The sequence below is a fragment of the Streptomyces sp. Xyl84 genome, from assembly GCF_059731885.1.
On the sequence record NZ_AP029182.1, the window covers coordinates 5,814,887 to 5,836,470 of the forward strand.

A 21,584-nucleotide genomic window follows, 5' to 3' on the forward strand; every position below is an offset into this window, starting at 1 on the left:
CATCCCCACGGCCCGCGGCGCCCGTTGGGCGTGCCACCGCCGGCGTCCGGACCGGCCTTCGGGCCGGCGCCCGGACCCGCCCCCGCGCACCGGCCCGCCGGGGTCCGCACTCCACCCCCTCCGTCAGCCCCCGGCGCGCGCGTACCGCCGTACCGCCAGGGGCGCGCACACGGCGAGCAGCACCGCGCACCAGGCCAGCGTCCCGGCGACCGGGTGGGCCGTCGGCCAGGCGGCGTGCTGGGGCACCGCGGCATTCCCGAAGAGGTCGCGCAAGGCCGTGGTCACCGCGCTGATCGGGTTCCACTCGGCCAGGGTGCGCAGCCAGGGGGTCAGGTCGCCGGTGGGGATGTAGGCGTTGGACAGCAGCGGCAGGACGAAGGTCGAGGCGCCGAGCTGACCGGCCGCCTCCTCGCTCCGCGTGAGCAGCCCCAGCAGGATCCCGGCCCAGGTGCACGCGAACCGGAAGAGCAGCAGCAGTCCCACGGCGCCCGCCGCCCCCGCCGCGCCGCCCTCGATCCGCCAGCCGACGGCCAGCCCGACCAGCAGCAGCGGCACCGTGCCCGCCGCGGTGACGACGAGGTCGGCCACCGCCTGCCCGAGCGGCACGGCCGCCCGGCTCACCGGCATGGCGCGGAACCGGTCCATCACCCCCCGGTGGGTGTCCTGCGCGGCCTGGAACATCCCCGTCATGATCCCGCCGGCCGCCGTCGCCGCCAGGAGCCCCGGCACGAGGAAGGCACGGTACTCCCGGCCGGGCATCGCCAGCGCACTGCCGAAGACGTAGCCGAAGAACAGCAGCATGTTGATGGGCATGATCTGGGTGAGGACCGCCAGGCCCGGGTTGTTGCGGACCCGGCGCAGCTGCCGGCCCACCATCGCCGTGCCGTCGTACGTGAGCGTGCTCATGCCGCGATCTCCTCGCTGTCGGGGGCGGCTCCGGTCAGCCGGAGGAAGACGTCGTCCAGGGTGGGCGGCCGCAGGCTCGCGTCGAGCAGCGGCACTCCCGCCGCGTCCAGTTCGCGCACCAGGCGGGGCAGGGTGAGGGTCGGGTCGGTGGCGACCGCGCCGACGGCGCCCCGCTCGTGGTCGAACACCGGCTCGGTGCCGGTGAGCCGGTCCAGGACGGCCGCCGCCCGCGTCATCTCGTCCGGGTGGGCGACGACGACCTCGGCGTGCGTGCCGATCAGGGCCTTGAGCTGGGCCGGTGATCCGGTCTGCGTGATGCGGCCCCGGTCCACCAGGGCGATGTCGTCGGCCAGCCGGTCGGCCTCCTCCAGGTACTGGGTGGTCAGCACCACCGTCGTGCCCTGCTGCTTCAGCTCGCGCACGGCGTCCCAGATGCGGTTGCGGCTGGCCGGGTCGAGGCCGGTGGTCGGCTCGTCCAGGAACAGGACGGCGGGCGGACGCAGCAGGCTGGCCGCGAGGTCGAGGCGGCGGCGCATCCCGCCCGAGTAGGTCGACGCGGTCCGGTCGGCGGCCTCCGTGAGACCGAACCGCTCCAGCAGTTCGTCCGTGCGCGCCGCCGCGCCGGCGACGCGGTGCAGCCGGGCGAACAGCCGCAGGTTCTGCCGCCCGGTGAGGTCCGCGTCCACGGACGTGTCCTGCCCGGTCACCCCGATCCGGCGGCGCACGGCGGCCGGGTCGCGCACCAGGTCGCACCCGGCCACGAGGGCCGAGCCGGCGTCCGGTCGCAGCAGCGTGGTCAGCAGCCGCACGGCCGTCGTCTTGCCGGCGCCGTTCGGCCCGAGCACGCCGCAGACCGTGCCCTCCGCCACCGCCAGGTCCAGGCCGCGCACGGCACGGACGTCCCCGAAACGCTTCTGAAGACCTTCACTAAGTACGGCGTACGTAGTTGTCATGCGTCGACCATAGCGCACTACGTACGGTGTACGTAACTAGGATGAGGGGGCGAGGTGATGATCCATGGCTGGCCGACCGGCCCGACCCGAAGTGATCTGGTCCCGTCCCGAACGGGCGGGACGGGGACCGCGGCCCGCCTACACACGCGCCGACATCGCGGCGGCGGCCGTACGGCTGGCCGACGAGGGCGGTCTGGAGGCGGTCTCGATGCGGCACGTCGCGGCCGAACTGGGCTGCGGCACCATGTCGCTGTACAACTACGTCCCCCGCAAGGAGGACCTGTACGAGCTGATGGTGGACGCCGTCAGCGGCGAGCACGAGGTGTGGGAGCCCAGCGGCGACTGGCGCGCCGACATGCTCCGCGTGGGCCACCAGTCCCGGGACCTCATGCGCCGCCACACCTGGCTGCCGCGCCTGATGTCGGGCGTCTACGGCTTCAGCCCCAACGTCCTGCGCTACCTGGAGCACTGCCTGGGCTGCCTGGACCCCCTGGAGGCGTCCTACGGCACCAAGATGGAGCTGGTCGCCATGGTCAACGCCGTGGTGACCATGTACGTCTCCAACGAACTGGCCGTCGCCGAACGCGCCCGCTCCCTGCCCTGGTCCGAGGAGCAGGAGACGGCGGTGCGGATCGCCTACCTGGGCGGCCAGATCGCCACCGGCGCCTATCCGAGGCTGGCGGCCTCCTTCGCGGAGGACGCCGGGCCCATCGACCTGGAGGCGGTGTTCGAACGGGCCCTGGGGCGCGTCCTGGACGGCTTCGCGCCGCGCGGCTGAGGCACGCGCCGCCGGCGCGCCGCACGGGTGGGGCAGGACGCACGTACGGCTCGGGCACACCCGGCGGACGCGCACGGCGTGAACGCACGGAAGGTGTGAAGGCGCGGGAGGCGTAGAGGCGCGGGAGGCACCGGGGGACCGGCAGGCCCGGTCCGGAGGCGGTCCGTGAGGCGGTCCGTGTCGCCGGCCCCGCGGGGCCTGCCGTCAGATCAGGGTGAACTGGCCCCCGGGGCCCTCTTCCGCGAGGCCGAGGACCGAGGCCGGCCGGCGGGCCGCCTCCGGGACCGGCAGCACCCCCGCAGCCCGCAGATCGGCGGCCGTGACGGCGTCCCCCACCTCCGGCGCCGCCGTCTCCCCGCCGGCCCGCACTTCGCCCAGCAGCGCCAGCACGGTGATGAGTTCCAGCAGCTCCGAGGTCCACGTCTGCGGCCAGGCGGCCGGGCGGAGCGCCGACAGGGTGCCCGGTTCGCCCTGCGCCGTGCGGGCCGTGAACCACTGCTCCAGGACCCGTACCGAGCCGACCGTGAAGTCCCAGGCCGCCGCGGGCACGGGCGAGATGCGGCCCCCGTCGAGGTGGAGGGTCTCCTCGTCCCGGTCGTAGTGGAGGGCGAGCGGGCGGGCCGGCAGGGGCGCGCGGACGTACGGGCGGCGGCCGCCGGGCAGCCTGGGCCGCTCACCGTCGCGGCGCATCAGCCACAGCGCCCTGCGCCCCGCCTCGACGCCCCGCGCCCACCGCCCGGGGTCCGCGGTGAGCGGGACGGCGAGGCCGCCCGGGCCCGGCCGGGCGGCCGCCAGCGCCCAGGCGAGCACGTCGACCGGGTCGGGCCGGTGCCCGAGACGGGCCGCCAGGTACTCCGGCAGACCGGGCGCCAGGTTCGGCTCCCGCGCCCCCGGGCGGCGGTACAGCGGGCGGATCCGGCCCGGCCGCGGGAACGGCGGCAGCGACGTCGCCAGCAGCGCCGGCTCCCCGGCGCCCGCGGCCGCGCCCGTCTCCACCGCGAAGATCTGCCGGTCGTCCGCCACCCGCCACAGCTCGGGCCGGGCCGCGTCGATCAGCCGGTTGTCCGGCAGGAGCCACTGCTCGTCGAAGGGGGCCATCAGCACCCGGACCGGCTCCGGACACGGCCCCGAGGCCCGTACCAGCGGCTCGGTGCCGCCGGACCGGCCGGGCAGCTGCCCCACCGCGGTGTACGGCGTGCGCGAGCGGGTCGGCTCGAACAGGGCCTCCCGGCCGGGCCCCGCCGCCTTCAGCAGGGCGTCCCAGCGGGCCTTGAGACTCGCCGGGTCCGGGGCCGCGGGCCATGCCCGGCCCAGCCGCGGCGGTGCGACGGACCACGGCATGAGGTCCGCCAGCAGCGGGGCGTCGTCGTGCGTCACGCCGGGCATCGTACGACGCGGCGACGGCGGGCAGGTCACGTTGCGTCGAGCGTCACCGTGAAGGAGAAACGGTCCCCGCGGTAGTGGATGACCACCACGTCCAGCGGCCTGCCCGCACCGTCGTAGGTGATCCCCGTGTAGTGCAGGATCGGGCTGAGCAGCGGCACTTCCAGCAGCCGCGCCGTCTCCGGGTCGGCCAGCCGCGCCTGCACGGTGTCCGTGATCCGGCTGATGTCGGCGCCCACCACGTCCCGCAGCACCTTGGTCATCGGCCAGCGCACCAGGTCCTGCGGCGCTATCCGCTCGGCCAGCTCCGGACGGACGTAGTTGCGGGCGTGGTTGGTGGGCTCGCCCGTCTTCTCGTCGCTGCGCAGCCGGTGGTAGGCCGCCACCTCCTCCAGGTCCGGGAAGAACTCGGCGAGTTCGCCGGTCACCGGTGCCGGGCCGTGGTCCAGCAGCTCGGTCGTCATGCCGGACTGCTGGGCCACGATCGCGTCCACCGAGCCGAGCAGCCGCACCGGGGCGCCCCGGTGGGCGGCCGGCGCGATGAACGTGCCGCGCCGCCGGTGCCGGGTGATCAGCCCCTCGTCCTCCAGCTCCTTCAGCGCCTGCCGCATGGTCAGCACGCTCACGCCGTAGTGCCCGGCCAGCTGTTCCTCGGTGGGCAGGCGCAGCGGGTCCCGGGGTGAGCGGCCGAGGATGGAGGCGCGCAGCGACTGGGACACCTGGTACCACAGCGGCAGCTTGCGGTTCAGGACGATCGAATCCGGAGCAAAGGAGGTCACGGCCTATCCGTACCGGTCGGACCCGCTCAGTGCAACGGCCTGAAGTGCTTCTCCAGACCCTGCCAGACGTCGTCGTAGCGCTGCTGGAGGTGGTCCGCCCGGGCCGCGTGCGGGGTGAGCGTGACCGGCCAGCGCGTCTCGAACATGAACGCCAGCCCGTCGTCGATCTTCTGCGGCGCCAGCTCGGCCGTGCTCGCCCGCTCGAAGGTCTCCCGGTCCGGCCCGTGCGCCGACATCATGTTGTGCAGCGAGCCGCCGCCCGGCACGAAACCCTCCGCCTTGGCGTCGTAGGCGCCCTCGATCAGGCCCATGTACTCGCTCATCACGTTCCGGTGGAAGTACGGCGGCCGGAAGGTGTCCTCGCCCACCAGCCAGCGCGGCGCGAAGACGACGAAGTCCACGCCGGCCAGGCCCGGGGTGTCGCTCGGCGAGGTCAGCACCGTGAAGACCGACGGGTCCGGGTGGTCGTAGGAGATCGTCCCGATGACGTTGAAGCGGCGCAGGTCGTAGACGTACGGCACATGGTTGCCGTGCCAGGCGACGACGTCGAGCGGGGAGTGGCCGTAGGTGGCCGACCAGAGGTTGCCGCAGAACTTGTTCACCACCTCCACCGGCCCCTCCACGTCCTCGTAGGCGGCGACCGGCGCGCGGAAGTCCCGGGCGTTGGCGAGGCCGTTGGCGCCGATCGGTCCGAGGTCGGGGAGGCGGAAGGGGGCGCCGTAGTTCTCGCAGACGTAGCCGCGGGCGCTCGCGTCCAGCAGCTCGACGCGGAAGCGCACCCCGCGCGGGATCAGCGCCACATGGCCCGGCTCGGCCTGCAGCAGGCCGAACTCGGTGCGCAGCAGCAGGCCGCCGCGCTCCGGCACGATCAGCAGCTCGCCGTCCGCGTCGCTGAAGACGCGCTCCATCGAGGAGTTGGCGTGATACAGATGCACCGCCATGCCGGTGCGCTGGGCGACGTCGCCGTTGCCGCCGAGGGTCCACAGGCCCGCGAGGAAGTCCGTGCCCCGCCCCGGCTCCGGCAGCGGGTTCCAGCGCAGCCGGTTCGGGTCGGGCACCGTCTGCGTGAAGGGCGCCGTGCGCAGCGTGCCGTTGCCGGTGCGGGCGAACGCCGGGTGGGCCGCCGAGGGGCGGATGCGGTACAGCCACGAGCGGCGGTTGTGCGCCCTGGGCTCGGTGAACGCCGTACCGCTGAGCTGTTCCGCGTACAGCCCGAGGGGGGCGCGCTGGGGCGAGTTGCGGCCTTCGGGCAGGGCGCCCGCAATGGCCTGCGAGCTGTGCTCGTTGCCGAATCCGGAGAGGTACTCCAGTGCCTCGGCGGTCTTGCGTGCGTCCCCGCTCATGATCGCTCCCTTGCAACCCGATTCCTATGGATCACCGTAGGATTGCGTTTTCGCGCGCGCAAGAGGGCCACGGGCCCTCCTTGCGGCGGACGGCCGGAACCCGACCTGAGAGGGATCCGGCCATCGGACCGCTGTTCTACTCTCCGGTGCATGACGTCGTGGACGCGCCGGCCTCTCGCCGCGCTCGCGGTCTGTGCCCTGCTGCTCGCCGGATCGGCGGGGTGCGGCGCGGGCGGCGCGCGGGGGAGCGGGGAAGGGAAATCGGCAGGCCCGGTGGGCAGGATCACCGGCCACACCGACGAGGAGGGGCGGGCCTTCCGTGAGGTGGACAGGAAGGACGCACCGGAGATCGGCGTCGAGGTGCGGCCGGACGCCGCCGGCAGCTGGGACGTGCGGCTGACCGTCCGCCGCTTCCGCTTCTCCCCGGCCGGCGCCGCGGCACGCCCCGCCGCCGGGCGCGGGCTCGCCCGGCTGCTGGTCGACGGCCGTCCCGTGGGCCGTCTGCGCGCCCCCGAGTACCGCCTCTCCGCCCGCCTGGTCCCGCGCGGCACCCACCACGTCACGGCCCGGCTGTACGCCGACGACGACACGGTGTGGGCGGTGTCCGGCAAACCGGTGCAGAGCACGGCGGACATCACGGCGTCCGACCCGCACGCCACGGAGGGCGCCACGCCGGGGGACGGCGCCACGCCGGGGAAGGGCGCGACGCGGGGGACGGCGCTACGGGGGAGGACGGCGCTGCGGGGCAGGGCGCTACGGCGGGGGACAGGGCTGCGGCGGGGGGTGGTGCGGCGCCCGGGAGCGGCGCTGTGTCGCGGGATGGTGCTTCGTTCGGGGGCGGGGTGACGCGGGCAGGGGGTGCGGCGCCCGCAGGGGGTGAGGCGGCGGGTGGGGCGACGCCCGCAGCGGGTGAGGCGGCAGTGGCCGGCGGGACGACGCGGGCGGGTGGTACGACGCGCGCAAGGGGTGAGGCGGCAGCGGCGGGTGGAGCGTCCCCGGCGGGCGGCGGTGCGGTGGCGGAGGTGGGCGTGGCGTGTGCCGTTCGTGCGCCGGGGGCACCGGCGGTCCTGGCGCGTGCATCCGGGCGCGCTTCACCCGGCTGCCGCGGACAGGCATGATGAGGCCCGTGCCCCATGCGACCCCGCTCCGCCGCGCGCCCGTGCAGCGGCGCAGCGCCGAACGGCTGACCAGGATCCTCGACGCCTGCGCCGATCTCCTCGACGAGGTCGGTTACGACGCGCTGAGCACGCGCGCCGTCGCCCTGCGCGCAGGCGTGCCCATCGGCTCGGTCTACCGGTTCTTCGGCAACAAGCGCGCGATGGCCGACGCGCTGGCCCACCGCAACCTGGAGCGCTACACCGAACGCGTACGGGAACGCCTGAAGGAGACGGCGGACGGCGGCTGGCGCTCCGCCCTGGACGCCGTGCTCGACGAGTACCTGGCGATGAAGCGCACCGCCCCCGGCTTCTCGCTCGTCGACTTCGGCAACCAGATACCGCTCGGCGCCCGTCACGCCGAGCCCAACCACCGCCTCGCCGACCTCCTCACCCAGCTGCTGGCCGGTCACCTGCGCCAGGAACCCGGCGACGATCTGCGCCGCACGTTCCTGATAGCCGTGGAGACCGCCGACACCCTCGTCCAGCTCGCCTTCCGGGTCGATCCCGGCGGCGACGAGAAGATCATCGGCGAGATGCGGGAGCTGCTGCGGGCGTACCTGGGCCGGGTGCTGGACTGAGCGGACCCCGCGTGCCGGAGCCGGGCGCGTGCCGTGCACGGTGCCTGCGCCGTACGCCGGGCGCGTGCCCCGCACCCGGCATGTGCCGTGCGCCGGACCTGCGCCGCACGCCGGGCGTGCGCTCCTGCGCTGTACGCCGGCCGTGTGCCGCGCACGGTGGCCGCGCGCCGTGAACGCCGGGCGTGTGCCACGTACGGCGGACGTGTCCGGCGCTCCGTTGCGCCGGACGGATGACAGTGGGCGGCGCGTCGGGGCGAGGTGCGGTGAACCCGGTGGGTGATGTGAAAGAGAGTCAGGTGAAAGAGCGATTTGTATGAAAATCGTCTGACTCGGAGGAACGCGCATGCCCACCCTGACACTCCCACGCACCCTCGGCTCCCGCGTCCGTGCCGCCGCGGCCCTGACGGCCCTGACCGCGGCGGGTGCCACGTGGCTGGCAGCGCCCGTCGCCGTGGCCCAGGGGGAGGCCGGCGACATCAAGATCCACCGGGTGGGCGTGCCCTTCGGCGTCTCCAAGGACGACCCGGTCACCTGCCGGTTCTACCTGGACGCCGTCAACTTCGACGTCCTGCCGACCATCGGCTACACCATCCAGGCCATGCCCCCGCTGCCCACCAGCGCCACCGTGACCGGCACCATCGCGCTGGCCGCCGGTGCCGGACACACCGACCCGCTCGGGCTGGCCGACGGGCAGTACAAGCTCATGTGGACCGTCGCGGGCGTCCCCAAGGAGAAGATCTTCCACGTCAACTGCCGTGAGGACAGCGGGCGCAAGGAAGGCGCGCAGGGGCCCGGAGACCAGATCGAGGACCACGAGCGTGACGGCAACGACCAGCACGGCGGACCTGCGGCCAAGGACCCGCAGGGCCCCAAGGGCGGCGTGCACGCGGGCGGCGGCGGCCTGGCCTCGGCCGCCGCGTTCACCCCGGTGGCCGGGGCCGCGGCCGTCGGTCTCGTCGTCGTCGGCGGGGTCGCGTACCTCCGGCTGAACCGCCGGCGCACCGATGGTGCCGCGTAGGCGCGGACGCAGGCCCTGGCGGCGCAGGCGCGCCTACCGCCTCGCCAGGACGGCCGTGCTGACGGCCGTCCTGGTGACGGTGGGGATGCGGTGCGAGGGGCACCGCGACCACGGCGCGCCGCAGCGGGCGGCCGGACCGCGCACCGCCGCCACGGCCACCGCGGGGACGGACGCGGCGCAGGAGGCGGAGGGCGACGGTCCGGACGGCGGCGGTTCCGGCGGCGCGGGCGCGGAGGGCGAGCGGTCCGGCCCCCGGGACGGTACGGCCCCCGCCGCACCCCCGCCCCGGCCGCTGCCCCGCTCCCCGGCGGCCTCCCTGCGCATCCCGTCCCTCGGTATCGACGCGCCCGTCACCGGGATCGGCCTCGACGCCGGCCGGCAGCTCCAGACGCCGCCGGTCGACAAGCCCAAGCTGGTCGGCTGGTACCGGGGCGGTCCCACGCCGGGGGAGTCCGGCACCGCCCTCGCGGTCGGGCACCGCGACACCAGGACCGGCCCCGCCGTCTTCGCCGCGCTCGGCCAGCTCCCGCCGGGCCGCCGCATCGAGGTGCGGCGCGCGGACGGCCGTACCGCCGTCTACACCGTGGACAAGGTGCGGGTCTTCGACAAGGCCCGCTTCCCGGACAAGGAGGTGTACGGACCCGCCCGCAGACCCGAACTGCACGTCATCACCTGCGGCGGCCTCTACACCCGCCGGACCGGCTACTCCAGCAACGTGGTCGTCTTCGCCCACCTGACGTCGACGAAGTGAACCGCACCCCGGGCGGGGCGCCGGCCCCAGCGGCCCGCCCCGCGCGGGCACCGGCCCGAGAGCCGGACCCCTGGCCGTCCGGTCCGATCCCGGACCCGGCCACCGGGCCGGGCCCCTGGCTGTCCGTTCCGTGCCCCGGCCTCCGGGCGGGTGCCCGTCCGTTCCGTGCCCCGGCTCCCGGGCGGCTTCACGCTTGTCCGGGGTCCCAGCTTCCGGGCCGGTTCCCGCTCGTCCGGGATCCCCGCTACCGGCCCGAGCCGCCCGCCCAGCCCCGCCCGCGCCCCGGCCGCCCTGTCCCGCCCCGCGCACCGGCCGCCGGCCCCACCCCCAGCGGCCCGTCCCGGACCCCGTCGCCGCCCTCCGCCTCTGGACACCGACCCGCCCCTTCCTCCCCGGCCGCCCTGAATCCGAGCGTCCGCTTTCGTCCCTGTTCTCACCTGATGGACGAAAGCGTGCGAGATCGTGCCCGGTGTCTTCCCCGGGCCCGTGCATTCCGTTAACTTCCGTGACTCACACGCCCCGTACGACCCGCACGCGGCGTCCGACGCGCCGGGCCCCGGCGCCCCGGTGAGTCCCCGAAGGCATGCCTCATGACACGCGCCATCTCCCTGCACGACGTGAGCAAGACCTACACCAGCAAGGCCGCCCGGGTGGTGGACCGGCTGTCGCTGGACATCGCGCCCGGCGAGTTCCTCGTCCTGCTCGGCCCCTCCGGCTGCGGCAAGTCCACCCTGCTGAGGATGATCGCCGGCCTGGAGGACATCACCGAGGGGCTGCTGCTGCTCGACGGCGAGTACGCCAACGACCTGCCGCCCGCCGGACGGGACATGGCGATGGTCTTCCAGAACTTCGCGCTCTACCCGAACATGACCAGCCGCGACAACATCGGCTTCCCGCTGCGCATGGAGTCGCCCGGCGCCGACCACGGCCCCCGCATCGGCAGCACCGCCCGGATGCTGGGCATCGAGGACCTCCTCGACCGCTTCCCCGGCCAGCTCTCCGGCGGCGAGCGCCAGCGCGTCGCCATGGGCCGTGCCATCGCCCGCCACCCCACCGCCTTCCTGATGGACGAGCCGCTGTCCAACCTCGACGCCAAGCTCCGCAACCACCTGCGAGCCGAGATCGCCCAGCTCACCAGGGAACTGGGCGTCACCACCGTCTACGTCACCCACGACCAGTCGGAGGCCATGTCGCTCGGCGACCGGGTCGCCGTGCTGCGCGGGGGAGTGCTGCAACAGGCCGACACGCCGCGCGCCGTCTACGCCCTGCCCCGCAACGTGTTCGTCGCCGCCTTCGTCGGCACCCCGCGCATCAACCTGCTGCGCGGCCTGGTCCGCGCCCCGCTCGGCGGCGCCATGACCATCAGCCTGGGCAAGCAGTTCCTGCGGCTGCCCGAACCCCTCTCCCGCGACCACCAGTTGCTGCGCGTGCAGCAGGGGCGCGAGGTGATCGTGGGACTGCGCTCGGAGGCCGTGCGCATCGCGAACCCGGCCGCCGCCCGGCCCGGTGAGGTACCGCTGACCGGGCTGGTGGAACACTTCGAGTTCCAGGGACACGAGGTGCTCGTCCACTTCGACACCGGCTCCCGCCCGGCCGTCGTACCGGAGCTGGAGGCGCCGCGCCCCACCGGCCGGCCGGACCGGCGCCGCCGCCGCGACGGCACCGTGCTGGAACGCCTGCGCGGGCGGGCCGGGGCGCTGCGCGCGGGACCCGTGGTGGTGCTCGACCGCCCCGAGGAGGCCGGTGCCGCACCCGAACCCGCCCCCGCCGCCGAGCCCCGCCTCCCCGGTGACCTGGTCGTGCGCACCACCCCGGACATCCGGCTCCGCCACGGCATGCAGGTGCCGCTCCTCGTCGACCTCGCCCACCTCTTCGTCTTCGACCAGCACGGCGAACGGGTCTGCCCGGCCCCGGAGCACCTCCCGGACCTGGAGGAGTGAACCGCCGGACCAGGAGGCTGGGCGGACGGCCGGGCCCCGGGGGACGTCCGGGCGGACGCGAGGGCGTACGGGCGGACCGGGAGGAGGGGAAACGGCCGGTTCCAGGGGACGTCCGGGCGGTCCGGGGGGAGCGGACGGCCGGATCCAGGGGGGCGTACGGCCGGACGCGGAGGGGGCGGACGGGTGGACGCCGGGCCCGGGTGAACGGGCGGACACCGGGCGGGGCGCGAGCGCGTCCCTGGCGCCGCAAAACTATCGGCGCTAGTTTATGGGGCTGTCGAGGTCGTGACGCGCGACGGAGCGCGACGACGCCCCCGCCCCGGAGGAACACGATGAAGGCACACGACGGCATGTACATCGACGGCGCCTGGCGCCCCGCCCCGGACCGGGACGTCATCGAGGTGGTGAACCCCGCCGACGAACAGGTGTTCGCCACCGTGCCCGCCGGCACCGCCGAGGACGTCGACGCCGCCGTGCGCGCCGCCCGCGCCGCCTTCCCCGGCTGGGCGGCGACACCGCCCGCCGAGCGGGCCGCGCGCCTGGCCGCCCTGCGGGACGTACTGGCGGCCCGCAAGGACGAGATCGCCGAGACCGTCACCGCGGAACTGGGCTCACCCCTGCCGTTCTCCCAGGCCGTCCACGCGGGCCTGCCGATCGCGGTCGCCGCGTCCTACGCCGACCTCGCGGCGACGTACGCCTTCGAGGAGCGGGTCGGCAACTCCACCGTCCTGCACGAGCCGGCCGGCGTGGTCGGCGCCATCACGCCCTGGAACTACCCGCTGCACCAGATCGTCGCCAAGGCGGCCCCCGCGCTCGCCGCCGGCTGCACCGTGGTGCTGAAGCCGGCCGAGGACACCCCGCTCACCGCCCAGCTCTTCGCCGAGGCCGTCGACGAGGCCGGGATCCCGGCCGGGGTCTTCAACCTGGTCACCGGCCTCGGCCCGGTCGCCGGGCAGGCGCTCGCCGAGCACCCCGGCGTCGACCTGGTCTCCTTCACCGGCTCCACGGCGGTGGGCCGGCGGATCGGCGCGACGGCCGGCGCCGCCGTCAAGCGGGTCGCCCTGGAACTGGGCGGCAAGTCCGCCAACGTCATCCTGCCCAGCGCCGACCTGGCCAAGGCGGTGAACGTCGGCGTCGCCAACGTCATGTCCAACTCCGGTCAGACGTGCAGCGCCTGGACCCGCATGCTGGTCCACCGCGACCACTACGACGAGGCGGTCGAACTGGCCGCCACGGCCGCCGCCAAGTACGGCGACCGCATCGGCCCCCTCGTCAGCGCCGAGCAGCTCGCCCGGGTGCGCGGATACATCGAGCAGGGCGTCGCCGAGGGCGCGCGCCTGGTCGCCGGCGGGCCCGGATCCCCGCGCGAGCGGGGCTACTACGTCAGCCCGACCGTCTTCGCCGACGTCACCCCGGACATGACCATCGCCCAGGAGGAGATCTTCGGGCCGGTCCTGACGGTCCTGCGCTACGACGACGAGGACGACGCGCTGCGCATCGCCAACGGCACGGTCTACGGCCTCGCCGGCGCCGTCTGGGCGGGCGAGGAGGCCGAGGCGGTCGCCTTCGCCCGCCGGATGGACACCGGCCAGGTCGACATCAACGGCGGCCGGTTCAACCCGCTGGCCCCCTTCGGCGGCTACAAGTCCTCCGGCGTCGGCCGCGAACTCGGCGCGCACGGACTCACCGAATACCTCCAGACCAAGTCCCTCCAGTTCTAAGGGAGTCACGCGTCATGGCCGTACGTGCCGCCGTCCTGCCCGCCATCGGCTCACCGCTGGAGATCACCCGGATCGAACTGCCCGAACCAGGCCCCGGCCAGGTGCGCCTGCGGCTGGCCGCCGCCGGGGTCTGCCACTCCGACCTCTCCCTGACCGACGGCACCATGCGGGTCCCCGTCCCCGCCGTCCTCGGCCACGAGGGCGCGGGCACCGTGCTCGCCGTCGGCGACGGCGTCACCCACGTCGCCCCGGGCGATGCCGTGGTCCTCAACTGGGCACCCTCCTGCGGCACCTGCCACGCCTGCTCGCTCGGCGAGGTCTGGCTGTGCGCCGACGCGCTGACCGGCGCCGCCGGCGTCCACGCCCGCACCGCCGACGGCACCGACCTGCACCCCGGCCTGAACGTCGCCGCGTTCGCCGAGGAGACGGTCGTCGCCGCCTCCTGCGTCCTGCCCCTGCCCGACGGCGTCCCGCTCACCGACGCCGCCCTCCTCGGCTGCGCCGTCCTCACCGGCTACGGCGCCGTCCACCACTCGGCCCGGGTGCGGGCCGGGGAGACGGTGGCCGTCTTCGGCGCGGGCGGCGTCGGACTCGCCACCCTCCAGGCCGCCCGGATCGCGGGTGCCGCGCAGATCATCGCCGTTGACGTGAGCCCCGGGAAGGAGGAACTGGCGCGCCGCGCGGGCGCCACCGACTACGTCGTCGCCTCGGAGAACACCCCGCGCGAGATCCGCGCCCTCACCGGCAGGCAGGGCGTCGACGTCTCCGTGGAGTGCGTGGGCCGCGCCGTCTCCATCCGCGCCGCCTGGGAGTCCACCCGCCGCGGCGGCCGGACCACCGTCGTCGGCATCGGCGGCAAGGACCAGCAGGTCACCTTCAACGCCCTGGAGATCTTCCACTGGGGCCGCACCCTGAGCGGCTGTGTCTACGGCAACTGCGACCCGGCCGAGGACCTGCCCGTGCTCGCCGGACACGTCCGCGCCGGGCGCCTGGACCTGGACGCGCTGGTGACCGAGCGGATCGCCCTGGACGGCATCCCGGCCGCCTTCGAGAACATGCGGGCCGGCAAGGGCGGCCGGGCGCTGGTGGTGTTCTGAGCCCGGCCGGGGTGGCCGCGCCCGCGACACCGCCGCCCTGCCCGGGCACGGCACGCCGCCTGTCGCCGCGGCCGGGAACTCAGCACAGCGCGGCCCGTCCGATGCCGAGCAGCTCGGCCAGCGCGTGTTCGCCGGCCGGGGTGACCTTCACCGCCCGCTCCGAGCCGATGCGCACGCACCAGCCGTTGTCCAGGGCGTGCCGGCACAGGGCGGCCCCGGCGATCCCGGCCAGGTGGGGGCGCCGTTCCGTCCAGTCGAGGCAGGCCCGCGCGAGCGGACGCCGGCCCCGGCGGTCCAGGGCGATGCCCGCCGCGCCGAACCAGTCCAGCCCCGCGTCCGTGAGCGCGAACCCGGTGTCCTGGCGCAGCAGTCCGCGCCCGGTCAGCGCGTCCGTGACCGCGATGCCGAGCCGCCCGGCGAGATGGTCGTAGCAGGTGCGGCCCCGGGCCATCGCGGAGCCGGCACCGGCCTCCCGCAGGGTGCGCGGCCGGCGCGCCGCCGGGGCGACCTGCGCGGCCAGGTCCTCGATCAGTTGCGCCACCCGCGCGTCGGCGAGCCGGACATAGCGGTGACGGCCCTGCCGCTCCTCGGCGAGCAGACCGCCCGCGACGAGCTTGCCCAGGTGTTCGCTGAGCGTCGAGGCGGCCACGCCCGCGTGCCGGGCCAGCTCACCGGCCGTCCACGCCCGTCCGTCGAGCAGCGCCAGCAGACAGGCGGCCCGGGTCTCGTCGGCGATCAGCCCGGCGAGCGCGGCCAGACCGGGCGCCTGGGGGTCCTTCGAGGTCATGTGTCCCAGCATGCGGCACGGACGGTTCGGCAGCCGCCGAACGGTGGGCGCGCACGCCTGTTCCCGGCCGGTCCACGGCCCCTGCCCGTCCTCTGCGCGTCCTCCGGGCCCTGCGCGTCCTCCGGGCCCTGCGCGTCCTCCGGGCCCTGCGCGTCCTGCCCGGTCCACGCCTCCCGCCCGGCCTTCGCGTGGTGCCCGCCCCGCGCGGCCTTCGCGTCCTGCTCCTACTGTCCGGCCTCGGCGTCCGCCGCGTCCCGCGCGTACTGCTGCGCCAGCCCGTCCAGGAGCGCCGCGAGGCCCGTCTCGAAGGCCCGCTCGTCGATCTTCTCCTGCTGCTCGGCGAGCAGGTGGGCCTGGCCCAGGTGCGGGTAGTCGGCGGGGTCGTAGGCACCGGCGTCGTCCACGAAGCCGCCGGCGAAGGAGCCGAGCGCGGAGCCCATGACGAAGTACCGCATGAGCGCGCCGATGGAGGTGGCCTGCGCGGGCGGCCAGCCCGCGTCGACCATCGCGCCGTACACGGCGTCCGCCAGGTGCAGCGCGGCCGGCCGGCGGCCGGGGCCGCGGGCCAGGACCGGGACGATGTTCGGGTGGGCGCGCAGCGCGGCCCGGTAGGAGACGGCCCAGTCGTGCAGCGCGGTCCGCCAGTCGCGGCCGTCCTCGAACATCGACAGGTCGACCTGGGCGCTCACCGAGTCCGCGACCGCCTCCAGGATCTCGTCCTTGGTGCGGAAGTGGTTGTAGAGGGAGGGACCGCTGACGCCCAGTTCGGCCGCGAGCCGGCGGGTGGAGACGGCCGCCAGGCCCTCCGCGTCCACGAGGTCCCGCGCCGTCGTGACAATGCGGTCGGTGCTCAGGAGGGGCTTGCGCGGTCGGGCCATGGCGCACATAGTAGGGCTGCGCCGTAAAACTAGCAGTGGTAATTTAAATGTACGGCTTTCAAGATCCGTCATCTGTGGGGTGATCCGTCATGAACCTCGGCCTCAGCGAGGAGCAGACCGCGGTGCGGCAGCTCGCCCGGGACTTCGTCGAGCGGGAGATCACCCCCCACGTCGTGGCCTGGGACCGCGCCGAGGAAGTGGACCGGTCCATCGTGAAGAAGCTCGGCGAGGTCGGCTTCCTCGGGCTGACCGTCGACGAGGAGTACGGGGGCAGCGGCGGCGACCACCTCTCCTACTGCCTGGTGACCGAGGAACTGGGCCGCGGCGACTCCTCCGTGCGCGGGATCGTCTCCGTCTCGCTCGGCCTGGTCGCCAAGACCGTCGCCGCCTGGGGCGACGAGGAGCAGAAGCGGCGCTGGCTGCCGGGCCTGACCTCCGGCGCGTACGTCGGCTGCTTCGGCCTGACCGAGCCCGGCACCGGGTCCGACGCGGGCAGCCTCACGACCCGGGCGGTGCGCGACGGCGACGACTTCGTCGTCAACGGCAGCAAGATGTTCATCACCAACGGCACCTGGGCCGACGTCGTCCTGCTCTTCGCCCGCTCCACCGACGCCCCCGGCCACAAGGGCGTGACCGCCTTCCTGGTGCCCACCGACACCCCGGGCCTGACCCGCCGCACCATCCACGGCAAGCTGGGACTGCGCGGCCAGGCCACCGCCGAACTGGTCCTCCAGGACGTGCGCGTGCCGGCCTCCGCGATGCTGGGCCCGGAGGGCAAGGGTTTCTCCGTCGCCATGTCGGCGCTGGCCAAGGGCCGGATGTCGGTGGCGGCGGGCTGCGTCGGCATAGCCCAGGCCGCCCTGGACGCGGCCGTCCGGCACGCCGGCGAGCGCGAGCAGTTCGGCAGGTCCATCGCACATCACCAGCTCGTCCAGGAGCTGATCAGCGACATCGCCGTCGACGTGGACGCCGCCCGGCTGCTGACCTGGCGGGTCGCGGACCTGGTCGACCGCGGGCAGCCGTTCGCCGTCGAGTCCTCCAAGGCCAAGCTCTTCGCCTCGGAGGCCGCCGTGCGCGCCGCCAACAACGCCCTCCAGGTCTTCGGCGGCTACGGCTACATCGACGAGTACCCGGTGGGCAAACTGCTGCGCGACGCCCGCGTGATGACCCTCTACGAGGGCACGAGCCAGATCCAGAAGCTCGTCATCGGACGGGCGCTGACGGGCGTCTCGGCCTTCTGAGGCCGGTCGGGGGCGGGTAGCGGGCGAGTGGGCCGGCCGGGCCGGTCGGCCCGGGGGGCCGGTGGACGCGGGAGCGCGGCGGTGGGCCGGGCGGACCGGGGCGGGCGGCGCGTGTCTGAGTACGTGGTGTACGTGGACTGAGTATCCCGGCGGATGTGGCGGGGGCCACACCCGCCGATGCTGAACCGCATGAGTGACACACCGGTCAAGCAGCAGAGCACGGCCGCCTTCTACGGGCAGGCCGTCGCCTCGTTCGCCGTCGCCATGACGGCCACCGCCATCGGCATCTTCCGGCTGGACGCCGATGCCTGGGTCCGGTCCTTCCTCGGCATCGCCGTCCTCTACCTCGTCACCTCCGCGTTCACGCTCGCCAAGGTGATCCGCGACCGCCAGGAGGCCGGGCAGATCGTCAGCCGGGTCGACCAGGCCCGCCTGGAGAAGCTGCTCGCCGAGCACGACCCCTTCGAGAAGATCTGACCCCGCACCCCGCAGCCTGCCCGCCCCTTCGCTCGGACCGCGCGCCTCGCCCGTCCCGCGCCCCGGGCGTACGACCCCGCCGACCGGGGATGCTAAGCGCCCGCTCAGCTTCGGCGGTATGGTGGACCCCCGGACGCAGAGAGGGGTCGAACGAGCGATGAGTACGGCGGAGGAGACGGCCGGCCAGGACGCGCAGCCGTGGGCCGAGGTCACCCCTGACGCGGCCCGGCGGCTGCTCGTGGCGGCCGTGGAGGCCTTCGCCGAGCGCGGCTACCACGCGACGACGACCCGCGACATCGCAGGCCGCGCCGGCATGAGCCCCGCCGCGCTCTACATCCACTACAAGACCAAGGAAGAGCTGCTCCATCGCATCAGCCGGATCGGCCACGAGAAGGCGCTGGAGATCCTGCGCACCGCGGCCCGGCGCGAGGGCAGCGCGACCGAGCGGCTCGCCGACGCCGTCAGCTCCTTCGTCCGCTGGCACGCGCGCGGGCGCACCACCGCGCGCGTCGTCCAGTACGAACTCGACTCCCTCGGCCCGGACGCCCGCGCCGAGATCGTCGCGCTGCGCCGCCTGGTCGACGCCGAGGTGCGCGCGGTCATCGAGGAGGGCGTGGCCGCGGGCGAGTTCGACGTCCCCGACGTGCGCGGCACGACGCTGGCCGTGCTCTCCCTGTGCATCGACGTCGCCCGCTGGTTCAACGTGGAGGGCCCCCGCACCCCGGAAGAGGTCGGCGCGCTCTACGCCGGCCTCGTCCTGCGCATGGTCGGGGCCCGGACGGACACCGCGCGCGGGCAGGATGCCGCTCAGAGGTAGTAGCGGGACACCGACTCCGCCACGCACACGGGCTTGTCGCCGCCCTCGCGCTCCACGGTGAAGGCGACGGTCACCTGCACCCCGCCGCTGACGTCGTCCACGCCCGTGATCGTGGCGGTGGACCGCAGCCGCGAGCCGACCGGGACGGGGGCGGGGAAGCGGACCTTGTTCGTGCCGTAGTTGACGCCCATCTTCACGCCCTCCACGCGGATCAGCTGCGGCCCGAACAGCGGGAGCAGCGACAGCGTCAGATAGCCGTGCGCGATCGTCGTGCCGAACGGGCCCGCGGCGGCCTTCTCCGGATCCACGTGGATCCACTGGTGGTCGCCGGTCGCCTCCGCGAACAGGTCGATCCGCTTCTGGTCGATCTCCAGCCAGTCGGTGTACCCCAGCTGCTCGCCCACCGCCGCCTTCAGCTCGTCGGCGGAGGTGAAGATCCTCGGCTCTGCCATGTGCCCGGCCTCCCGCATCGCGCGTACGTCCATGTCTAAGCAACTGCTTAGCATGCTCGGTGCCCCGGGTCCCTGTCAACGCGGCCGGGCCCGGCGGGGTCGGTAGGCTCTGGGGAGTGCCCCAGATTCCCGAGAAGATCCACGAGCTGACCGTGGGCCAGATGTCCGCCCGCAGCGGAGCGGCCGTCTCCGCCCTCCACTTCTACGAGGCCAAGGGCTTGATCAGCAGCCGGCGCACCACCGGCAACCAGCGCCGGTACAGCCGGGACGCGCTGCGGCGGGTCGCCTTCGTACGGGCCGCGCAGCGCGTCGGCATCCCGCTGGCCACGATCCGTGAGGCACTCGCCGAACTCCCCGAGGAGCGCACCCCCACCCGCGAGGACTGGGCCCGTCTCTCCGCGGCCTGGCGCGCGGAACTGGACGAGCGCATCAAGCAGCTCAACCGGCTGCGCGACCACCTGACCGACTGCATCGGCTGCGGCTGTCTCTCCCTGGACACCTGCGTCCTGTCCAACCCGGACGACGTCTTCGGTGAACAGCGCGCCGGCTCGCGTCTGATGGTGGAGCGCGGCGGCGGGCGCGGCGGCGACACCGCGTCCGCCCGGAGCACCCGGGCCTGACCGCCGCCGTCCGAGCCCGAGCGGCGGATGCGCCGGGCGGAGGCGGGCGCCGGCCGCCCTTCCCGCACCGTCCCGCGGGCGTGGCGAGAAGGACCGCCAGCCTACGGCTGTTGCCTACGGCTCCGGCCGCCGTGTCCGTGCAGGCGCAGGCCTTCCGCGACCAACTCGGCGTTCGAGCAGGCCCGTCGCCCGTCCGGCAGGACCAGCGTGTCCGCCAGACCGGCCCGGGCCGCCAGGCCCAGCCGGCCGGCCAGGCGCAGGACCGGCCAGGCACCGCCCTCCCTGCCGTGCAGCAGGACCGGGCGGCCGTGCGCCGCGCCGACGGCCGTCAGCAGAGCGCGGGCCGACGCCTCGGCGGTCGCGGCGGACGGGTCCGCCACCTCCGCCAGGACGCGCCGCACCCGGGGACCGAGCGGCGAGACGGCGAACCGGTCCGGGCCGTCCGTGCCCGACCGCAGACCGGCCTCCACGCCGACGCCCAGGGCGAGCAGGACGACGGCCAGTTCCTCCGCGTCCGGTGCGTGCCAGTCGACGCGGGCGAAGTCGGGCAGCACCGCCCACTCCCGCACGCGCGCCGCGCGGGTCGGCGCCCCAGGCTCCGTCCGGGCCCCGGTGGCCACTCCGACCGGCACGGACACCCGGGCCCGGACCGCCTCGACCGCGGGCGCCACCACGCGCGGCGACAGGCTCTCCCGCCCGCAGGGCGTGCGCGGCCGGACGACGACCTCGGTGGCGCCGGCCGCGACGGCCCGCGCCGCGGACTCGGCGAGCGCCCGCGGGGTGAGCGGCACCGCCGTGCCGTCCGCGGCCGTCCGGGCTCCGTTGAGACATGCCTGCATGGCGGGACAGTGCCCCGCCCCGCACCGGGACACTCCTCGGCCGCGGACGGGCCGCGTGCCCCTGGCCTCGCAGGGGCCGCCCGCCCCGGTCCAGAGGATGAGGCATCCCCGGTGCAGCCCGGCACGCCCCGCCACATCTCGGACCGACGCGGCACGCGCCCGGCGCGCCCCCGCCCCTGCTCGGGCCGAGTGCTCAGGCCGCGTGGGCGAGCCGTCCGCTCAGGCCGACACCAGCAGCCGCTGCCCGCGCCGGGCGGACGCCAGTGCCTCGGGGGTGAGGACGGGGCGCGGGACCAGGATGCCGCAGTCCGCGCAGACCGGGCCGGCGGACGGCTCGTGGTCCAGGCCGTAGCGCCACACCAGCCGCTCGCCGCCGCACACCGGGCACTCCGCGCCGGGCGCGCGCTCCAGCGCGGCGATCAGCCGGCGCAGTACCTCGGCCAGGGGCCGGCGCGGGTGGACCCGCGGGTCGTCGCACCACGCGACCCCGAAGCCGCCCCAGGTGAGCCGGTGCCAGTCGTCCACGCTGCCCGGGCGGCGCAGCCCGTCGTGCTTCTCCTTCCTGCGGCGCCCGGCGAACTCCGACTCGTAGTCGAGCCACACCGAGCGCGCCTCCTCCAGCTCCTCCAGCGCGGCCACGAGCCGCACCGGGTCGGGAGACCTGTCCTCGGGGCCGAACCCGGCCCGGGAGCACAGGTGGTCCCAGGTCGCCCGGTGCCCGTAAGGGGCGAACCGCTCAAGGCACTTGCGCAGTGAGTAGCGCCGCAGCGCCAGATCGCACCGCGGATCCCTCACCTGTCTCGCCAGACTCCGGAAACCGGCCATCGCCCTGCACCTCCGTCACACCTGCACCTGCACCTGTAGCTGTACGTGGGGAACTCCGGCGTCGTCCTGCACCAGCGCACTGCCGACGTCGTCAGATAGACGTGCCGGCCCGCGATTCGGCTCCATCCGGTTTCCGGTATCCGTCATGGATTCGCCCCGCGCGACCGTCATGTCCCTCCCTCGGACTCCAAAAAGTGACGCGTGCTCATCTTCCAACTCGGGGATACCGCCGGTAACGTCCCGC

At 74.8% G+C, this 21,584-nt stretch carries 23 protein-coding genes; 12 read left to right on the forward strand and 11 right to left on the reverse strand.

What is annotated here, in order from left to right:
- Positions 1-123: 123 nt before the first annotated feature.
- Together AC6I72_RS25195 and AC6I72_RS25200 are read right to left on the reverse strand one after the other, a co-directional pair.
- Positions 124-906 carry an ABC transporter permease gene (locus AC6I72_RS25195; RefSeq protein WP_498003438.1) on the reverse strand — a complete coding sequence of 261 codons (783 nt, stop codon included), beginning with the start codon at positions 904-906 and terminating at the stop codon, positions 124-126.
- Positions 903-1,859: an ATP-binding cassette domain-containing protein gene (locus AC6I72_RS25200; protein ID WP_498003439.1), complete on the reverse strand. Its 957-nt coding sequence runs from the start codon at positions 1,857-1,859 to the stop codon at positions 903-905. Before AC6I72_RS25200 ends, AC6I72_RS25195 begins: the two co-directional genes overlap by 4 nt.
- A gap of 64 nt (positions 1,860-1,923) precedes the next feature.
- Here AC6I72_RS25200 and AC6I72_RS25205 point away from each other — a divergent pair, with 64 nt between their 5' ends.
- Positions 1,924-2,637 carry a TetR/AcrR family transcriptional regulator gene (locus AC6I72_RS25205; RefSeq protein ID WP_498003440.1) on the forward strand — a complete coding sequence of 238 codons (714 nt, stop codon included), beginning with the start codon at positions 1,924-1,926 and terminating at the stop codon, positions 2,635-2,637.
- Between the two features lie 204 nt (positions 2,638-2,841).
- Here AC6I72_RS25205 and AC6I72_RS25210 read toward each other — a convergent pair whose 3' ends face one another.
- Genes AC6I72_RS25210 through hmgA form a run of 3 tightly spaced genes read right to left on the reverse strand, consistent with a single transcriptional unit; the run spans position 2,842 to position 6,142 of the window.
- Positions 2,842-4,023 (reverse strand): type ISP restriction/modification enzyme, encoded by a 1,182-nt coding sequence (locus AC6I72_RS25210; protein ID WP_498003441.1) that lies wholly within the window; start codon positions 4,021-4,023, stop codon positions 2,842-2,844.
- A 26-nt stretch (positions 4,024-4,049) separates the two neighbouring features.
- Complete coding sequence (locus AC6I72_RS25215) at positions 4,050-4,799, reverse strand: GntR family transcriptional regulator (RefSeq protein ID WP_366725719.1); 750 nt, start codon at positions 4,797-4,799, stop codon at positions 4,050-4,052.
- Positions 4,800-4,825: 26 nt separating this feature from the next.
- The gene (hmgA, locus tag AC6I72_RS25220) at positions 4,826-6,142 is read right to left on the reverse strand and encodes a homogentisate 1,2-dioxygenase (RefSeq protein ID WP_498003442.1); all 1,317 of its coding nucleotides are present in this window, start codon (positions 6,140-6,142) and stop codon (positions 4,826-4,828) included.
- Positions 6,143-6,292: 150 nt separating this feature from the next.
- Here hmgA and AC6I72_RS25225 point away from each other — a divergent pair, with 150 nt between their 5' ends.
- From AC6I72_RS25225 to AC6I72_RS25255, 7 genes are all read left to right on the forward strand, one after another.
- Positions 6,293-6,988 (forward strand): hypothetical protein, encoded by a 696-nt coding sequence (locus tag AC6I72_RS25225; RefSeq protein ID WP_498003443.1) that lies wholly within the window; start codon positions 6,293-6,295, stop codon positions 6,986-6,988.
- 271 nt (positions 6,989-7,259) lie between these two features.
- Positions 7,260-7,877 carry a TetR/AcrR family transcriptional regulator gene (locus AC6I72_RS25230; protein WP_498004818.1) on the forward strand — a complete coding sequence of 206 codons (618 nt, stop codon included), beginning with the start codon at positions 7,260-7,262 and terminating at the stop codon, positions 7,875-7,877.
- A 343-nt stretch (positions 7,878-8,220) separates the two neighbouring features.
- Positions 8,221-8,895 carry a hypothetical protein gene (locus AC6I72_RS25235; RefSeq protein WP_498003444.1) on the forward strand — a complete coding sequence of 225 codons (675 nt, stop codon included), beginning with the start codon at positions 8,221-8,223 and terminating at the stop codon, positions 8,893-8,895.
- A complete protein-coding gene (locus AC6I72_RS25240; protein WP_498003445.1) occupies positions 8,882-9,646 on the forward strand; it encodes a class F sortase in 765 nt (254 codons plus the stop codon). Before AC6I72_RS25235 ends, AC6I72_RS25240 begins: the two co-directional genes overlap by 14 nt.
- Positions 9,647-10,236: 590 nt before the next feature.
- Positions 10,237-11,586 carry an ABC transporter ATP-binding protein gene (locus AC6I72_RS25245; protein WP_498003446.1) on the forward strand — a complete coding sequence of 450 codons (1,350 nt, stop codon included), beginning with the start codon at positions 10,237-10,239 and terminating at the stop codon, positions 11,584-11,586.
- 332 nt (positions 11,587-11,918) lie between these two features.
- Entirely contained in the window at positions 11,919-13,307 is a 1,389-nt protein-coding gene (locus AC6I72_RS25250) for an aldehyde dehydrogenase family protein (protein WP_498003447.1), read from the forward strand.
- Positions 13,308-13,321: 14 nt separating this feature from the next.
- Positions 13,322-14,404: a Zn-dependent alcohol dehydrogenase gene (locus AC6I72_RS25255; RefSeq protein ID WP_498003448.1), complete on the forward strand. Its 1,083-nt coding sequence runs from the start codon at positions 13,322-13,324 to the stop codon at positions 14,402-14,404.
- A gap of 79 nt (positions 14,405-14,483) precedes the next feature.
- On the opposite strand, the gene AC6I72_RS25260 is transcribed toward AC6I72_RS25255, so the two are convergent.
- Both AC6I72_RS25260 and AC6I72_RS25265 read right to left on the reverse strand, forming a co-directional pair.
- Entirely contained in the window at positions 14,484-15,191 is a 708-nt protein-coding gene (locus AC6I72_RS25260) for an ArsR/SmtB family transcription factor (protein WP_498003449.1), read from the reverse strand.
- Between the two features lie 224 nt (positions 15,192-15,415).
- Positions 15,416-16,069: a TetR/AcrR family transcriptional regulator gene (locus tag AC6I72_RS25265; protein ID WP_498003450.1), complete on the reverse strand. Its 654-nt coding sequence runs from the start codon at positions 16,067-16,069 to the stop codon at positions 15,416-15,418.
- An 89-nt stretch (positions 16,070-16,158) separates the two neighbouring features.
- On the opposite strand from AC6I72_RS25265, the gene AC6I72_RS25270 reads away from it, so the two are divergent.
- From AC6I72_RS25270 to AC6I72_RS25280, 3 genes are all read left to right on the forward strand, one after another.
- The gene (locus tag AC6I72_RS25270; protein WP_498003451.1) at positions 16,159-17,310 is read left to right on the forward strand and encodes an acyl-CoA dehydrogenase family protein; all 1,152 of its coding nucleotides are present in this window, start codon (positions 16,159-16,161) and stop codon (positions 17,308-17,310) included.
- Positions 17,311-17,499: 189 nt separating this feature from the next.
- The gene (locus AC6I72_RS25275) at positions 17,500-17,787 is read left to right on the forward strand and encodes a YiaA/YiaB family inner membrane protein (protein WP_366725710.1); all 288 of its coding nucleotides are present in this window, start codon (positions 17,500-17,502) and stop codon (positions 17,785-17,787) included.
- A gap of 157 nt (positions 17,788-17,944) precedes the next feature.
- Positions 17,945-18,604, forward strand: a complete 660-nt coding sequence (locus tag AC6I72_RS25280; protein WP_498003452.1) for a TetR/AcrR family transcriptional regulator — start codon at positions 17,945-17,947, stop codon at positions 18,602-18,604.
- On the opposite strand, the gene AC6I72_RS25285 is transcribed toward AC6I72_RS25280, so the two are convergent.
- Entirely contained in the window at positions 18,595-19,056 is a 462-nt protein-coding gene (locus AC6I72_RS25285; RefSeq protein WP_498004819.1) for a MaoC family dehydratase, read from the reverse strand. The two genes, AC6I72_RS25280 and AC6I72_RS25285, sit on opposite strands and share 10 nt — an antisense overlap.
- Positions 19,057-19,172: 116 nt before the next feature.
- Between AC6I72_RS25285 and soxR the strand changes: the two genes are divergently transcribed.
- Positions 19,173-19,676, forward strand: a complete 504-nt coding sequence (soxR, locus tag AC6I72_RS25290) for a redox-sensitive transcriptional activator SoxR (protein WP_498003453.1) — start codon at positions 19,173-19,175, stop codon at positions 19,674-19,676.
- Positions 19,677-19,777: 101 nt separating this feature from the next.
- Here the strand turns inward: soxR and AC6I72_RS25295 are convergent, their stop codons facing one another.
- The 3 genes from AC6I72_RS25295 to AC6I72_RS25305 all read right to left on the reverse strand — a co-directional run bounded on the left by AC6I72_RS25295 (position 19,778) and on the right by AC6I72_RS25305 (position 21,511).
- Positions 19,778-20,515: a 3-keto-5-aminohexanoate cleavage protein gene (locus AC6I72_RS25295; protein WP_498003454.1), complete on the reverse strand. Its 738-nt coding sequence runs from the start codon at positions 20,513-20,515 to the stop codon at positions 19,778-19,780.
- A gap of 219 nt (positions 20,516-20,734) precedes the next feature.
- Positions 20,735-21,340, reverse strand: a complete 606-nt coding sequence (locus AC6I72_RS25300) for a hypothetical protein (RefSeq protein ID WP_037859499.1) — start codon at positions 21,338-21,340, stop codon at positions 20,735-20,737.
- 15 nt (positions 21,341-21,355) lie between these two features.
- Positions 21,356-21,511 (reverse strand): hypothetical protein, encoded by a 156-nt coding sequence (locus tag AC6I72_RS25305; protein WP_498003455.1) that lies wholly within the window; start codon positions 21,509-21,511, stop codon positions 21,356-21,358.
- Positions 21,512-21,584 lie beyond the last annotated feature (73 nt).